Source organism: Streptomyces sp. LS-MS-L19, from assembly GCF_058382285.1.
Genome location: NZ_JBYCLL010000001.1, coordinates 819,861 through 834,531, shown reverse-complemented (window position 1 = coordinate 834,531; position 14,671 = coordinate 819,861). Strand labels below are relative to the sequence as shown.

Here is a 14,671-nt window from a genome sequence, read left to right as displayed (position 1 = left end):
CCATGACCGACACCATGACGGCCCCGCCGCGTGAACTCCCGCCCGGCACACGGCCGGTCACCGTCCGAAAGTCCGGCCAAGCCCGGCGCCTGACCCGCAACCTGCTCATCGCCCTGCTGGTGGCCGTCGAGGTGACACCGCTGCTGTGGCTGCTGCTCAGTTCCTTCAAGACGCAGTCGGAGTTCGTCAACGACCCCGCGTGGTCGCTGCCCGGGAAGTGGGACTTCCACAACTACGCCGACGCGTGGACGACCGGCCATGTCGCGCTCTACGTCCGCAACAGCCTCCTGGCCACCGTGCCCTCGCTCGCGCTCATCATCCTGCTCGGCACCGCCGCCGGTTTCGCCCTGGAGGTCATGGTGTGGCGCGGCCGCCACCAGGTGCTCCTCGTCTTCCTGCTGGGCATCATGGTGCCCAGCCAGATGATCCTGCTGCCCCTGTTCCGGGTGTACTTCCAGAGCGGGCTGTCCGGCACGATGTGGCCGCTGATCATCACCTACACCGCGGTCGGCCTCCCGCTCACCGTGTTCATGATGGCCACCTACTTCCGGGCGGTCCCGCGCGAGATGTTCGAGGCCGCCACCCTCGACGGCGCCGGCATGCTCACGGCCTTCTGGCGGATCGGGTTCCCCGTCGTGCGCAACGCCGTCTTCACGGTCGCACTCGTGCAGTTCTTCTTCATCTGGAACGATCTGCTCGTCTCCCTCACCTTCACCACGAACGACGACCTGCGCACCGTCCAGGTGGGGCTGCTCAACTTCACCGGCCAGTACGGCGAGACGGCCTTCGGCCCGCTGTTCGCCGCGATCAGCATCAACGTCGTCGGCGCCCTGGTGCTCTACCTGCTCATCAACCAGCGCATCATCAAGGGCCTGACGGCCGGGGCGGTGAAGGGATGACCCCGGAGCCCGTACCCACGGTGGCCGCCCCGACGGCGGAGCACCACCGGGAGCCGTTCGGCATCGGCGAGTCCTTGCCCCGCCTCTCCTGGAAGACCACGGCACCGGCCGGCTGGACACAGCACGCCTACCAGATCGAGGTGACCCGCGCCCAGGGGACGTACCGCACGGACTGGGTGACCTCGCCGGACTCCGTGCTCGTCCCCTGGCCGCTGGGGCCCCTGACCTCCCGGGAAGCCTGCGCGGTCCGGGTGCGGGTCCGCGCAGCCGACGGGCCGGCCGGCGACTGGAGCCCACCGCTGCACCTCGAAGCGGGCCTGCTGGCCCCCGGCGACTGGACCGCCCGGGCGGTCTCACCGCGGGAGACCGACAGCGAGCGTCGACCCCCCTTGCTGCGCAAGGAGTTCACCGCCGCCACGGACATCGAGCGCGCCCGGCTGTACGTCACCGCCCACGGCCTCTACGAGATCGAGATCAACGGCCGGCGCGTGGGCGACCACGCGCTCGCACCCGGGTGGACCAGCTACCACCACCGGCTGCGCTACCAGACCCACGACGTCACCGAGCACCTGCGCACGGGTGCCAACGCCATCGGCGCCTGGCTGTCCGACGGCTGGTACCGGGGCCGCCTCGGCTTCGGCGGCGGCCACACCGACCTCTACGGCGACCGGGTAGCCCTCCTCGCCCAGCTGGAGATCGTCCACCGCGACGGGACCGTCACCGTCATCGGCACCGACCCCTCCTGGCGGGCCGGCCGGGGCCCGATCCTGTCCGCGGGGCTGCTCGACGGCGAGACGTACGACGCCCGGGAGGAACTGCCCGGCTGGTCGAGCCCGGGATTCGACGACGGCCACTGGTCACCGGTGGACGTCGTCCCCCGGGACCCGGCGACCCTGGTCGCGCCCACCGGCCCACCCGTGCGCTGCACCGAGGAGATCACCCCGGTACTGGTGACCGCGCTGGACGACGACCGGCTGCTGGTGGACTTCGGGCAGAACCTCGTCGGCCGGGTCCGCGTCACCGTCTCCGGCCCGGCCGGGCACACGCTCGTCATCCGGCACGCCGAGGTGCTCCAGGACGGGGAACTGTGCGTCCGCCCCCTGCGCGGCGCCGCGTCCACGGACCGCTACACCCTGCGGGGCGGCGGTCCGGAGACCTGGGAGCCACGCTTCACCCTCCACGGGTTCCGCTACGCCGAGATCACCGGCTGGCGCGGCGGCGGCTTCCCCGGGCGCGACATCGTCGCCCGCGCGTACCACACCGACATGGCGCGGACCGGCTGGTTCGCTTGCTCCAACGACCAGGTCAACCGCCTGCACCAGAACGTGGTGTGGAGCCTGCGCGGCAACTTCGTCGACCTCCCCACCGACTGCCCCCAGCGGGACGAGCGGCTCGGCTGGACCGGCGACATCCAGATCTTCGCGCCCACCGCCGCCTTCCTGTACGACTGCCACGGCATGCTCACGTCCTGGCTGCGGGACGTCGCCGTGGAGCAGCACGAGGACGGGACCGTCCCCTGGTACGTCCCCGAGATCCCCGGCGGCGAGCAGTGGACCCCCGCCAGACCGGGTGCCGGCTGGGGCGATGTCGTGGCGCTGACCCCGTGGGATCTGTACCGGGCCTCCGGCGACACCGGACTCCTGGCCGCCCAGTACGACAGCGCGCGGCGCTGGGTCGACCTCGTCACGGAACTCGCCGACGCGTCGGGCCTGTGGAGCCGGGGCTACCAACTCGGCGACTGGCTCGACCCGTTCGCACCCCCGGACGACCCGGGCGCCGGCCGCACCGATCGCCACCTGATCGCCACGGCGTACTACGCCTGGTCCCTGCGCCATGTGGCGTGGACGGCCGGTGTCCTCGGGCGTCACGACGAACGGGACCGGTACGGGCACCTCGCGGACCGCGTCCGGCGGGCCTTCACCGACGCGTACGTGCTGCCCGGCGGCCTGATGACCAGCGACACCCAGACCGCCTACGCCGTGGCCCTCCAGTTCGACCTCCTCCCGGACGCTCGGGCCCGGGCCGTCGCCGGGCGGCGGCTGGCCGAACTGGTCACCGAGGGCGGGCACACCATCCAGACCGGCTTCATCGGCACCCCGCTGGTGGCACCCGCGCTGACCGCCACCCGCCACGACCACACCGCGTACGCCCTGCTCCTCCAGCAGGAGTGCCCGTCCTGGCTCTACGCGCTCAAGCACGACGCCACCACCGTCTGGGAACGCTGGGACAGCATGCTGCCCGACGGCACGGTCAACCCCGGCGAGATGACCTCGTTCAACCACTACGCCCTGGGCGCCGTCGCCCAGTGGCTGCACAGCACGGTCGCCGGACTGGACGCGAGTGAACCCGGCTACCGGGAGATCGTCTTCCGACCCCGGCCCGGCGGCGGCATCACCTGGGCGCACGCCGCCCACGAGTCGCCGTACGGGCGCGTCGAGATCCGCTGGGAACACGACGAGACCGGGCTGACCGTGGCGGCGACCGTGCCCACCGGAGCCACGGCGCGCATCGAGTGGCCCGACGGAGACGTGACCGTCCTGCCGACCGGCACCACGACCACCCGGCGGGCGGACCTCGGTTCCCCCACTGCCTGACACCCACCCCCGGGCCAACACCGCAGCGGACAAAGGAGTTTCGCATGCTCAGATCCCGAACAACCGGAGAGCGGCACGGACGCGCGGGGCGCTCCGTCCTCGCCGCGATCACGGTCGCCCTGCTGACCCTCCTCGGCCTGGTCACCGCCGGTCCGGCGCAGGCCCTCAGCGGCGACCTCCGCATGCACGACCCGAGCGTCATCAAGGTCGGCAGCTGCTACTACGGCTTCTCCACCGGGTTCGAGAACGATCCGCTCAACCCCAGCGGATCCATCACCCTCCGCAAGACGTGCGCCGGCACCGCGGCCTCCGGATGGACCAAGGTCGGCAACGTGTGGTCGTCGACCCCGTCCTGGATCACCGCCAAGCTGGGCTCGACCCCGCCGAACATCTGGGCCCCGGACATCAAGTACTTCAACGGCAGTTACCACCTGTACTACGCCGGTTCGCTCTGGGGCTCGAACTACGCGGTGATGGGCCTCGCCACGGCCACGAACATCGAGGGCCCGTGGACCGACCAGGGCATGGTCACGGACGTCGACTACCCGATCGACCCCAACGTCGACTGGGGCCCCGACGGCCGGCTCTACATCTCCTGGGGCTCCTGGACCGGCAGCGGCACCTACATGCACGTCCTGGACCAGTCCACCGGCAAGCTCTCCACCACCGACAACAACCTCTGGCACATCGCCGTCGGCATCGAGAACCCGACGATCATCCTCAACGGCGGCTACTACTACCTCTTCGGCTCCAAGGGCACCTGTTGCAGCGGGGTCAACAGCACCTACTACACCGTGGTCGGCCGCTCCACCAGCATCACCGGCCCCTACCTCGACCAGAACGGCACCGACATGGCCTCCGGCGGCGGCACCACCGTCCTCACCGGCGCCTACCCCAGGGTGGCGGCCGGCGGCGCCGACGCCTACGACGACGGCACCTCCAAGTTCCTCGCCTACCACTACTACGACGGCAACAACTCCGGTCAGGAGACCCTCGACATCCGCCAGGTGACCTTCGCGGGCGGCTGGCCGGTCCTCGCCGCTCCACTGGGCGCCCCGAACAACCACCTGCTGAACCGCAACAGCGCCAAGTGCGCGGACGTCTGGTCCCTGAGCACGGCGGACGGGGCCGCCGTGAACTCCGGCAACTGCAACTCCGGTGCCAACCAGCAGTGGGTCCCGACCGCGGTCGGCTCCGCCTACGAGCTCGTGAACGTCAACAGCGGCAAGTGCCTCCAGATCTCCGGCGCCGCCACCACCGACGGCGCGGTGGCCGTCCAGTCGACCTGCACCGGCGCCTCCCACCAGCTGTGGACGAGGACGGCCGTGATCGGCGGCTACGTCACCTTCGCCAACGTCAACAGCGGCAAGTGCCTCGAAGTCGCCGGGGCGTCGACCGCCAACGGCGCGGCCCTCGACCAGGCGACCTGCACCGCCGGTGCGAACCAGCAGTGGATGGTCGTCTGACGACGGAGGACGACCACGGCGAGCCCTGTTCCCCCATGAAGGGGAACAGGGCTCGCGTGCGTCGTGAAACGGCCTAGGCGCCGCCATCCTCGCGCAGGGAATGGATCATGCTCTTCAGGGCCCCGAACGCGGCCGACTGCTCGGTCTCGGTCAGACCGGCCAGCATTCTGGCCTCGACGGAACGGACGGCCGCGCTCGCCTTCTCGAGGCTTCGCCAGCCGCTGGGCGTGAGCCGCGTGGGCAGCGCCTTCCCGACGGGGGCCGCCGCGGGTCTGGTCACGTAGCCGTCCCGTTCCAGGGCCTGGAGCAGCACGTTCATCGTCTGCCGTGTCACGAACGCGCCCCGCGCGAGCTCGGAGTTCGACAACCCCGGTCGCTGCGCCAGGAGTTCGAGGCAGGAGTAGTGCGTCACGCTCATCCCGAGCGGCCGCAGCACCTCCTCCATCGCCGTGCGCAGCGCGCTCGACGCCTCTTTGAGCAGATAGCCCAGTGACGTCTCCAGGTCGATGCCGACACCTTCTTGACTCATGTCAGTATTCTGACATAGCTTGCTGTATGTCAGAAAACTGACACGCAGGACCTGCAAGCAAGGAGCGTCACCATGCCCGCCACCGGCCCCGACTTCATCTCACTCCAAGTGCGCGACCTCGACGCTTCCCAGGCGTTCTACGAGCGGTACCTCGGCCTCGTCCGCTCGCCGGCCGGACCTCCGCACGCCGTCGTCTTCGAGACGAAGCCGATCGCGTTCGCCCTGCGCGACATCATTCCCGGCACCGACCTCGCCTCCGTCGCCCAGCCCGGCATCGGTGTCGCGCTCTGGCTCCACGCCACCGGCGTCCAGGCGATCCACGACGCGCTCGTCGCCGACGGCCGGACCATCGTCTCCGCACCGATCGACGGCCCCTTCGGCCGGACCTTCACCTTCGCCGACCCGGACGGCTACCAGGTCACCCTCCACGACCGCGCCTGATCGACCGGACGCACGGGGGGCACGGGGCGCACGGGGGCGATCAACCCTCCCGCAGCTGTCCGCGGTTGCCGCGCTGCCCGCCGCGCGCGAAGAACTCGGCGAGCGGCAGGATCGCGGCGCCGACCGTCACCGCGTCCGGGCCGAGTTCACCGAGGTCGATGGAGACGCGCTCGGCGGGGTGGCGCAGGGCGTACGCGTCGGCGTACCGGCGTACGGCGGGCAGGAGCCGGGGGCCGAGCTGGAGCCCTGCCCAGCCGCCGATGAGGATGCGTTCGGGCTGGAAGAGGTTGATCAGGTCGGACAGCCCGGCGCCCACGTACTCGGCGGCCTCCTCCAGCACGGCGAGCGCCACCGGGTCGGCCTCGCGGCCACTTCCGGTCCCGTCACCCCCGCCCGGGTAAGCGGCCCCCAGCATGGCCGTCAGCGCGCTCTCCTCGTCCACCCCCTCCGGCGGACGCCCCCCCTCCTCCCGCCACCGCTCCAGCAGCGCCTCCGCGCCCGCGTACGCCTCCAGGCAGCCCAGCGCACCGCAACGGCAGCGGCGGCCCTGGACCCGTGCGGTCAGGTGGCCCCACTCCAGGGGGCGGCCGTACTCCATGTCCTCCGTGACGAGACAGGCGCCGATGCCCGAGCCGAAGAGGACGACGACCGCGTTGCGGCAGCCCCGGCCGGCCCCGAACCACAGCTCGGCCTGGCCGAGGGTGCGGGCCCCGTTGTCGATGAAGTACGGGACGGAGTCAGGGAGTTCACCGGTCGAACGCAGCAGGGATTCGAGTGGGACGGCGTCCCAGCCGATCGTCTGGCCGTGGACCACGGCACCCGCCCCGGAGGTGCGGGCCACGATGCCGGGGACGCCGATCCCGACGCCCAGCAGCTGCTCCGGGGTGATGTCGGTGGCGGCGAGGACCTCGGCGATGCCGTCCCGGATGTGGCCGACGACCACCTCGACGTCGTAGCCGTGATGCTCCAAAGGCCGTTCGGTGCGGGCGAGTTCCGTCAGGGTGAGGTCGAACAGCTCGACGCGGACCCGGGTCTCGCCGACGTCGACGCCGATCATGTGGCCGCCAGCGGGGGCCACGCGCAGCAGTGTGCGGGGGCGGCCGCCGTCGGACTCGACGGTGCCGGCCTCCTCGACCAGTTGGTCCGCGACCAGGTCCGCGACCACGTTGCTGATGGAAGCGGCGCTGAGGCCGGTGGCGGGGGCGAGCGCGAAGCGGCTCATGGGGCCGTCGAAATACAACCGTTGTAGTACGGCGGTGCGGTTGCCCCGTCGCAGGTCGCGCACCGTCCGCCCGTTCCGCACCGCCATGTGAATCCCTCCGGATCGGCCCCGACCTGCAAGATACCCCGGCCAGAGCCCTTGACGCGCGTTTCCTTCGCGTCTTAAATCACGCCATAAATTAACTCCTGGGTGGCGTTCGGGAAGTGAACGCACCCGCGGGTCTCCCCTGGAAGGGACGCCAGATGCGCAGAACCCGAGCCGCGGCCGCCGGAGCCGTCACCGCCTCGCTGCTGACGCTCGTGACCGCCTGCGGCGGCGGATCGTCGACGAGCGACGGGTCCAACGACTCGCCGAAGACCCTCACCTACTGGGCCTCCAACCAGGGCGCCAGCATCGAGGTCGACAAGAAGGTCCTCCAGCCCGAGCTCGACAAGTTCGAGAAGCAGACCGGCATCAAGGTCAAGCTGGAGGTCGTCCCCTGGTCCGACCTGCTCAACCGGATCCTCACCGCCACCACCTCGGGGCAGGGCCCCGACGTCCTCAACATCGGCAACACCTGGAGCGCCTCCCTCCAGGCCACCGGCGCGCTGCTGCCCTGGGACGCGAAGAACTTCGCCGCGATCGGCGGCAGGGACCGCTTCGTCGACTCCGCGCTCGGCTCCACCGGCGCCCAGGGCCAGGACCCGGCCGCCGTCCCGCTCTACTCCATGGCCTACGCCCTCTACTACAACAAGCAGATCTTCGCCGACGCCGGCATCAGCAAGCCCCCGGCCACCTGGGACGAGCTGGTCGCCGACGGCAAGAAGATCCAGGCCAAGGGCAAGTCCGCGCTCGGAGCCGAGGGCGCGAACCTGTCGGAGAACATCCACCACGTCTTCGTCTTCGCCAAGCAGCACGGCGGCGAGTTCTTCACCTCCGACGGCAAGCCCGACTTCACCAACGACAAGGTCGTGGCCGCGGTCAAGCAGTACGTCGACCTCATGGCCAAGGACAAGGTCATCCCGACCGGCGACGCCGAGTACGCCCAGAACCAGTCGGTGAGCGACTTCGCCAAGGGCAACCAGGCCATGCTCCTGTGGCAGTCCGCGTCCGCCAACCTGAAGTCCCAGGGCATGAGCGAGGACAAGTACGGCATCGCCCCGGTGCCCGTGCAGTCCGGCACCCCCGGCACCGGCACCCAGGTCAACTCCGCCGTCATGGGCATCAACCTCGCCGTCTTCAAGAACACCGACAACATCGACGGCGCCAAGAAGTTCGTGAAGTTCATGACCGGCGACGCCGAGCAGAAGATCCTCAACACGGCCTACAGCTCCATACCGCCGGTCAGGACCGTCCAGGCGGACACCACCTTCAGCTCGGGCGCCAACAAGGTCCTCAAGGACACCCTCGCCACCAGCGCCGCCGCGCTGCCGCAGGTCGCCGACGAGTCCCAGTTCGAGACCGCCGTCGGAACCGCCGTCAAGGACCTGTTCGCCGACGCGGCCGCCGGACGCGCGATCACCACCGAGTCGGTGAAGGCGGCGCTGGAGAAGGCCCAGCAGCAGATGCCGACGAAGTGAGCACGATGACCACCACCGCTCCCGCGGAGCAGTCCGTGGGCGAGACCCCTTCCGGGGCGGCGCATCCTCATCCCCGCCGCCGCCCCGGAAGGATCCGCCGCCTCGGGCTGCCGTACCTGCTCCTGCTGCCGGCCCTGCTCCTCGAACTCCTCGTCCACCTGGTGCCGATGGTGATCGGCGCCGTGATGAGCTTCAAGGAGCTCACCCAGTTCTACATCCGCGACTGGGGCGCCGCGCCCTGGTCCGGCCTCGACAACTACAAGGTGTCGGTGGACTTCGACGCCCCCGTCGGCGAGGCCCTGCTGCACTCGTTCCTCGTCACCGTCGCCTTCACGCTGCTGTCGGTCGGCCTGTGCTGGCTGATCGGCACGGCGGCGGCGGTCTTCATGCAGGACACCTTCCGCGGCCGGGGCCTGCTGCGCGCCCTGTTCCTGGTGCCGTACGCCCTGCCGGTCTACGCGGCCGTCATCACCTGGGTGTTCATGTTCCAGCACGACAACGGCCTGGTGAACCACGTCCTGCACGACCAGCTGCACCTCACCGACAAGCCGTCCTTCTGGCTCATCGGCGACAACAGCTTCTGGGCGCTGCTGACGGTGTCGGTGTGGAAGGGCTGGCCGTTCGCCTTCCTCATCGTGATGGCCGGACTCCAGAACATCCCGGGGGAGTTGTACGAGGCGGCGGCACTGGACGGCGCGGGCCTGTGGCAGCAGATCCGCCGGATCACGCTGCCGTCCCTGCGCCCGGTCAACCAGGTCCTGCTCCTGGTGCTGTTCCTGTGGACCTTCAACGACTTCAACACGCCGTACGTCCTGTTCGGCAAGTCGGCCCCGGAGGCGGCGGACCTCATCTCGGTCCACATCTACCAAGCCTCCTTCGTCACCTGGAACTTCGGCACCGGCTCGGCCATGTCCGTCCTCCTGCTGCTGTTCCTGCTCGTGGTGACGGGCGTCTACCTCCTGCTGACCTCACGGGGAAGGAAGCCGGCCGATGTCTAGCCCCCACTCGCCCATGGCACCGCCGCGTTCGTTCCTGTGGTCCCGGCGGATCTTCCTCACTTTGCTCACCGGTTTCGTGCTGCTGCCGGTGTACGTCATGGTCTCCAGCTCGCTGAAGCCGCTCGCGGACGTCACCGGGCAGTTCCACTGGCTGCCGAGCGAGGTGACCATCCGGCCGTACATCGACATCTGGTCGACGATCCCGCTCGCCCGCTACTTCGTGAACTCGCTGATCGTGGCGGGCGCGGCGACGGTCTGCTCGGTCGTCATCGCGGTCTTCGCCGCGTACGCGGTGAGCCGCTACGACTTCCGGGGCAAGCGCGTCTTCACGGTCACCGTGCTGTCCACGCAGATGTTCCCCGGCATCCTCTTCCTGCTGCCGCTGTTCCTGATCTACGTCAACATCGGCAACGCCACCGGGATCGCCCTGTTCGGCTCGCGCGGCGGGCTGATCCTGACGTACCTCACCTTCTCGCTGCCGTTCTCGATCTGGATGCTGATCGGGTACCTCGACTCGGTGCCCCGCGACCTGGACGAGGCGGCCCTGGTCGACGGGTGCGGCCCGCTCGGGGCGCTGTTCCGGGTGGTCGTGCCCGCCGCGATCCCCGGGATCGTCGCGGTCGCCGTCTACGCCTTCATGACCGCGTGGGGCGAGGTGCTCTTCGCCTCCGTCATGACCAACGACACCACCCGCACCCTCGCCGTCGGACTCCAGGGCTACTCCACCCTCAACAACGTGTACTGGAACCAGATCATGGCCGCCTCGCTGGTCGTCAGCGTCCCCGTGGTCGCCGGGTTCCTGCTCCTCCAGCGCTATCTCGTCGCCGGGCTGACGGCGGGCGCCGTCAAGTGACCCACCCCGAAAGGACTTTCGTGACCATCGACCTCGCCGCACTCCCGCAGGACTTCCTGTGGGGCACGGCCACGGCCGCCTACCAGATCGAGGGGGCCGTCGCCGAGGACGGACGCGCCCCCTCGATCTGGGACACCTTCTCGCACACGCCCGGCAAGGTCGCGGGCGGCGACACCGGCGACGTCGCCTGCGACCACTACCACCGCTGGCGCGAGGACATCGACCTCATGCGCCGACTCGGCACCAACGCCTACCGGTTGTCCGTGGCCTGGCCGCGCGTCGTGCCCGGCGGGGACGGCCCGGTCAACGCCAAGGGCCTCGACTTCTACGACGAGTTGATCGACGGCCTCCTCGCCGCCGGCATCACCCCGTCCGTCACCCTCTACCACTGGGACCTGCCCCAGGCGCTCCAGGACCGCGGCGGCTGGCCCGCGCGCGACACCGCCGAGCACTTCGCCGCGTACGCCTCGGTCGTGGCCGGACGACTGGGTGACCGGGTGAACCACTGGACCACGCTCAACGAACCCCTGTGCTCGGCGTGGATCGGCCACCTGGAGGGCAAGATGGCCCCCGGCCTGACCGACCTCACCGCCGCCGTCCGCGCCTCCTACCACCTGCTCCTCGGCCACGGCCTGGCCACCCGGGCGATCCGCGCGGCGGCCCCCGGCGCCCAGGTCGGCATCGTCAACAACCTCTCCACGATCCACGCCGCCACCGACCGGCCCGAGGACCTCGCCGCCGCCCGCCGCATGGACGGCCACACCAACCGCTGGTGGCTGGACCCGATCCACGGCCGCGGCTTCCCCGACGACATGCGCGAGGTCTACCGCGTCGAACTCCCGGAGAAGCCCGGCGACTCGGCGACGATCGCCCAGCCCCTGGACTGGCTGGGCCTGAACTACTACATGCCGGCGACCGTGGCCGACGACCCCGCCGCGCCCGCACCCCGGGTCCGCGAGGTCGCCCGCCCCGGTGTCCCGCGCACCGGCATGGACTGGGAGATCGACGCGAGCGGCATCGAGACCCTGCTGCTCCGCCTGACGCACGAGTACGGCGCTCGCAGGCTCTACGTCACCGAGAACGGCTCCGCGTACCCCGACGTCGTCCGCCCCGACGGCACGATCGACGACCCGGAACGCCAGGAGTACCTGATCGACCACCTCGTCGCCTGCGCGTCCGCCGCCCGCAAGGGCGCCCCGCTGGCCGGGTACTTCGCCTGGTCCCTGCTGGACAACTTCGAGTGGGCGTACGGCTACGACAAGCGGTTCGGCCTCGTCCACGTCGACTACACGACCCAGAAGCGCACGATCAAGGGGACCGGTCACCGGTACGCCGACGTCATCCGCGCACACGCGGACAGCAGGCGCGAGGCAGCCTGACCGGCGATACATCGGGTGTATATCGACTGCGGGGCGGCCGGCTTGTCTCAACCTTGCCCTTGACGAGCCGCGAGCCGTCCCCAAGTCATTGACTCCTCCGATGTGTTGAGGTTCTCTCCGGCACGGCGCGCACCAACTCCGGCGCGCCCCCGGCACCACCTCACCGAAAAGGGCACACGATGAATCGGAGATCACTGTTACGGACCGGGACCGGGTTGCTGGCCGGCGGGGCCGCGCTCGCTGTGCCGCGTACGGCGCTCGCCGCCGCGGCCGCCGATCCCACGGACGGCTGGACCCAGACCTCGTTCAGTTACAGCTGGCAGAAGCCCTGGAACCTCGACCTCGGCGAGCGGCACGGCTACAGCGGCGGGGTCCACCGGATGTGGGTGTATGCCACCGACGAGCCCTTCGAAGAGGGCAGTTCCACCGACCCGCGCACCGAGATGCGCTGGAAGGTCGACTACACCACCGGCAACCGCATGTGGGACGCCGACGTCCACCTGCCCTCCGGCACGGACGGCGCGTCCTTCGTGCAGATCCTGCGCGGCGTCCACCCCTCGGGCACCCCGGCCACCGACATCATGCTCAACGTCTACGACACGAGCGGCGGCACCGTGCGCCGCTACGACGGCACGGTGCTCAGAACGGGGGCGTACGACACCTGGTTCAACGTGAAGATCGCCCACCAGGCGACCACCGGCACCGGCACGGTCAAGGTCTACCTCGACAACGCCCTCGTCCTGACCGTCGCCGACCGGGGCCCGGCCACCCGCTACTTCAAGAACGGCGTCTACAACCACGGCTCGGGACGGGCGGAGGCCCGCTTCCGCAACATCCGCTACTGGACGCGCTGATCCCGTTGATGTAACAGCTGATACATTCTGGTGTGTGACGAAGGAAGAAGCGCCGGTCCGCTGGCTCGTTCTCGTGATCAAACTGGACGCCGAGCCGTCCCGGCACCGGGTGGCGGTCTGGCGCGAGCTGCGGAAGATCGGCGCGCTCTCGCTCGGCCAGGGCATCTGGGCCGTACCGGACGTGCCGGTCTTCGCCGACGGCGTCGCGCGGGCGCTCGCACTGACCGAGAAGGCCGGCGGGCAGGCGGTGACGCTCACCGCGTCGGGGCGCGGCCCGCAGGACGCCGCCCGGCTCCGCGAGCTGTTCGGCGCGGCCCGGTCCGCGGACTGGGCGGAGTTCCTGGCGGACTGCGGCAAGTTCGAGGAGGAACTGGCCAAGGAGATCCGCATCGCCAAGTTCACCCTCGCCGAACTGGAGGAAGAGGAGCAGTCGCTGGAGCGGCTGCGGCGCTGGCACCGCGACCTGACCGCCCGGGACGTCTTCGGCACCCCCGAGGCGGCCCGGGCCGGGGAGCGCCTCAAGCAGTGCGCGGCCGCCTGCGAGGACTACGCGGAACGCGTCTTCGCCGCCCTCCATGAGACCCCGGCCGACGACCGGTGAACCCCACCTCGGCACCCCGGCAGGCGGCCCCGGCCCGGCAGATGCGGCCCCTGTACGCGGCGGGCTTCACCACCGCCTTCGGCGCCCACGGCATCGCCGCCAACCTCGGCGGCTTCTCCGACGACGCCGTCACCTCGCTGCTCGTACTGGGCGGCCTCCTCGCCCTGTACGACGGCGCCGAGGTGCTCCTCAAGCCGGTGTTCGGCGCCCTCGCCGACCGGATCGGCGCGCGCCCGGTGCTGCTCGGCGGCCTCGTCGCCTTCGCCGCCGCCTCCGCGCTGTACGTCCTCGCCGACAGCCCCGGCTGGCTCTGGGCCGCCCGTCTGGGCCAGGGCGCCGCGGCCTCGGCGTTCTCCCCGTCCGCGTCCGCCCTGGTGGCCCGGCTCAACCCGGCCGCCAGACACGGCCGCGCGTTCGGCAGCTACGGCTTCTACAAGTCCATCGGCTACACCCTCGGCCCGCTGCTCGGCGGCGTCCTGGTCTGGGCCGGGGGACTGCGGCTGCTGTTCACCGTGCTGGCGGTGCTGGGCGCGGCCGTGGCGGTCTGGGCCGCCGTCGCCGTACCCGTGGTACCGCCGCTGCCCAAGGCCCGGCAGACCGTGCTGGACCTGGCGCGGCGCCTCGCGGACCCCGTCTTCCTCGCCCCGACCGCCGCACTGGCGGCGGCCACCGCGGCCCTCTCCGTCGGCGTCGGCTTCCTGCCCGTCTCGGGCCGGGCCGCGGGTCTCGGCACGGTCGCCACCGGTGCCGCCGTGTCCGTCCTCGCCGCCTGCGCCGCCCTCGTCCAGCCCAGGGCCGGGCGCGCCCTCGACGAGGGGCGCCTCACCACCCGCTCCGGTCTGCTCGCGGGGCTGCTCGTCACCGCCGCCGGCATGGCCTGCGCGATGCTGCCGGGCCTGACCGGCGTCCTGTGCGCGGCCGCCCTGATCGGCGCCGGAACCGGACTGATCACCCCGCTCGGCTTCGCCGCCCTGGCCTCGTCGACCCCGCCGGAACGCCTGGGCCAGACCATGGGCTCCGCCGAACTCGGCCGCGAACTCGGCGACGCGGGCGGCCCGTTGCTCGTCGCCGCCGTCGCCACGGCCACGACTCTCACCTACGGCTACGCGGCACTGGCGGTACTGCTCGCGGCGGCCCCCGTCGCCGTGCTCGTACGGCGTCGAGGGAAGTGGTGAGGCTCGGTGGGGTCTGTTTCGGCCGGGCCGGGGTAGGCGACGGCCTTGATGCCGACGGCGACGGGGGAGTGGTCCGCAGGGCCGCCGGGGCGCAGCTCCGA

Annotated in this window: 13 protein-coding genes; 11 read left to right on the top strand and 2 right to left on the bottom strand. The window is 70.9% G+C overall.

Translation table 11 applies throughout. From position 1 onward, the window contains the following. The first annotated feature begins 2 nt into the window (after positions 1-2). The 3 genes from AC2XR2_RS03695 to AC2XR2_RS03685 are packed head-to-tail and all read left to right on the top strand — an operon-like array spanning position 3 to position 4,959. A complete protein-coding gene (locus AC2XR2_RS03695; RefSeq protein WP_449348469.1) occupies positions 3-899 on the top strand; it encodes a carbohydrate ABC transporter permease in 897 nt (298 codons plus the stop codon). Continuing rightward, the gene (locus tag AC2XR2_RS03690; RefSeq protein ID WP_491514241.1) at positions 896-3,493 is read left to right on the top strand and encodes a family 78 glycoside hydrolase catalytic domain; all 2,598 of its coding nucleotides are present in this window, start codon (positions 896-898) and stop codon (positions 3,491-3,493) included. The genes AC2XR2_RS03695 and AC2XR2_RS03690 overlap by 4 nt, the downstream gene beginning before the upstream one ends. 44 nt (positions 3,494-3,537) lie before the next feature. After that, a complete protein-coding gene (locus tag AC2XR2_RS03685; RefSeq protein WP_491514240.1) occupies positions 3,538-4,959 on the top strand; it encodes a family 43 glycosylhydrolase in 1,422 nt (473 codons plus the stop codon). Between the two features lie 73 nt (positions 4,960-5,032). Here AC2XR2_RS03685 and AC2XR2_RS03680 read toward each other — a convergent pair whose 3' ends face one another. Then, on the bottom strand, positions 5,033-5,488 hold the full coding sequence (locus AC2XR2_RS03680) for a MarR family winged helix-turn-helix transcriptional regulator (protein WP_491514239.1): 456 nt from the start codon (positions 5,486-5,488) through the stop codon (positions 5,033-5,035). A 72-nt stretch (positions 5,489-5,560) separates the two neighbouring features. Here AC2XR2_RS03680 and AC2XR2_RS03675 point away from each other — a divergent pair, with 72 nt between their 5' ends. Continuing rightward, positions 5,561-5,929, top strand: coding sequence for a VOC family protein (locus AC2XR2_RS03675; protein ID WP_491514238.1), 369 nt, complete (start codon positions 5,561-5,563; stop codon positions 5,927-5,929). Positions 5,930-5,969: 40 nt separating this feature from the next. Here AC2XR2_RS03675 and AC2XR2_RS03670 read toward each other — a convergent pair whose 3' ends face one another. Next, positions 5,970-7,238: an ROK family protein gene (locus AC2XR2_RS03670; protein ID WP_491514237.1), complete on the bottom strand. Its 1,269-nt coding sequence runs from the start codon at positions 7,236-7,238 to the stop codon at positions 5,970-5,972. 155 nt (positions 7,239-7,393) lie between these two features. Here AC2XR2_RS03670 and AC2XR2_RS03665 point away from each other — a divergent pair, with 155 nt between their 5' ends. The 7 genes from AC2XR2_RS03665 (at position 7,394) to AC2XR2_RS03635 (ending at position 14,570) form a co-directional block, all read left to right on the top strand. Continuing rightward, the gene (locus AC2XR2_RS03665; RefSeq protein WP_491514236.1) at positions 7,394-8,710 is read left to right on the top strand and encodes an ABC transporter substrate-binding protein; all 1,317 of its coding nucleotides are present in this window, start codon (positions 7,394-7,396) and stop codon (positions 8,708-8,710) included. 5 nt (positions 8,711-8,715) lie between these two features. Further along, on the top strand, positions 8,716-9,708 hold the full coding sequence (locus tag AC2XR2_RS03660; protein WP_491514235.1) for a carbohydrate ABC transporter permease: 993 nt from the start codon (positions 8,716-8,718) through the stop codon (positions 9,706-9,708). Between the two features lie 13 nt (positions 9,709-9,721). Next, entirely contained in the window at positions 9,722-10,561 is an 840-nt protein-coding gene (locus tag AC2XR2_RS03655) for a carbohydrate ABC transporter permease (protein ID WP_330269816.1), read from the top strand. Between the two features lie 20 nt (positions 10,562-10,581). Then, a complete protein-coding gene (locus AC2XR2_RS03650) occupies positions 10,582-11,940 on the top strand; it encodes a GH1 family beta-glucosidase (RefSeq protein WP_491514234.1) in 1,359 nt (452 codons plus the stop codon). Between the two features lie 179 nt (positions 11,941-12,119). Then, a complete protein-coding gene (locus AC2XR2_RS03645; protein ID WP_381299539.1) occupies positions 12,120-12,794 on the top strand; it encodes a polysaccharide lyase family 7 protein in 675 nt (224 codons plus the stop codon). Between the two features lie 34 nt (positions 12,795-12,828). Continuing rightward, entirely contained in the window at positions 12,829-13,395 is a 567-nt protein-coding gene (locus AC2XR2_RS03640; RefSeq protein WP_330268830.1) for a Chromate resistance protein ChrB, read from the top strand. Positions 13,396-13,436: 41 nt separating this feature from the next. Continuing rightward, positions 13,437-14,570, top strand: a complete 1,134-nt coding sequence (locus AC2XR2_RS03635; RefSeq protein WP_491518400.1) for an MFS transporter — start codon at positions 13,437-13,439, stop codon at positions 14,568-14,570. Positions 14,571-14,671: the final 101 nt, after the last annotated feature.